We start from the raw sequence: 393 nt of genomic DNA, 5'->3' as shown, positions 1-393 counted from the left end.
TGCGCCATGCACAGGGGCTGCAGGTGGTGCGCTTAGTGCGTCAGGTACGGTTACGCCAGCCACGGGTCGGCACCCGCAAGCTGCATTATCTGCTTCAGGGTCAGGATGATGGCGGGCTCAAGGTCGGGCGGGACAGGCTGTTTCAGATATTGGCCGAGCACCGCCTGCTGGTGCAGCCCAGGCGGGCGTATCACAAGACCACCCACAGTTTTCACCGCTTCTACCGTCATCCCAACTTGCTCAAGGCTGGGCCAGAGCAGGTCACACCGGTGGCACTGGAGCAAGTCTGGGTCGCCGACATCACCTATCTGCCAGCCAGGAGCGGGCCGCTGTACCTGAGCCTGGTGACGGATGCTTACTCACGCAAGATAGTGGGTCATCACGTGCACGAAG

General features: G+C 61.8%; 1 pseudogene. It reads left to right on the top strand.

Annotation, left to right across the window (positions count from 1 at the left end):
• Nucleotides 1-393, top strand: a pseudogene (locus tag MM194_RS21815) (IS3 family transposase); the annotation flags it as partial.

The sequence above is a fragment of the Aeromonas sp. MR16 genome (genome assembly GCF_022549315.1).
Lineage (GTDB): Bacteria > Pseudomonadota > Gammaproteobacteria > Enterobacterales > Aeromonadaceae > Aeromonas > Aeromonas aquatica.
The sequence above is the reverse complement of the archived record's forward strand: the minus strand, read 5'-3'. Positions and strand labels throughout refer to the sequence as shown.